Annotated in this window: 1 protein-coding gene; it reads right to left on the bottom strand. The window is 44.3% G+C overall.

Annotation, left to right across the window (positions count from 1 at the left end):
• The coding region (rpsC, locus tag MTN96_RS36910; protein WP_248534869.1) for a 30S ribosomal protein S3 at window positions 1-524 on the bottom strand (524 nt) is incomplete at its 3' end.
• Between the last annotated feature and the right edge of the window lie 4 nt (window positions 525-528).

The following is a 528-nucleotide window of genomic DNA, read 5'->3' on the forward strand; positions in this document are numbered from 1 at the left end:
AGAGGTACACGACCTTCACGATACCATTCTGAACGTGCGATTTCTGCGCCGCCAAGACGACCGCTAACTTCAACTTTAATCCCTTTAGAACCGATGCGCATTGCATTTTGTACCGAACGCTTCATAGCGCGGCGGAACATAACACGACGCTCTAGCTGAGAGGCAATGCCGTCTGCTACTAGTTGTGCATCTAGTTCTGGTTTACGTACTTCAGAAATATTAATCTGAGCAGGTACACCAGCGATTTTAGTTACCGCTTGACGTAATTTTTCTACGTCTTCGCCTTTTTTACCGATAACAACACCCGGACGAGCCGTGTGAATAGTTACTCGGATAGATTTTGCTGGACGCTCAATAACGATTTTAGACACAGAAGCCGCTTTTAATTCCTTAGTAAGGAATGTACGTACTTTGTGATCGCCAAAAAGCTGTGCAGAGAAATCTTTTGAATTCGCGTACCAGGTAGAAACCCAAGGTTTAGATATACCTAGGCGAATACCAGTAGGATGAACTTTTTGTCCCATTACT

The sequence above is a fragment of the Pseudoalteromonas sp. 2CM28B genome (genome assembly GCF_023161935.1).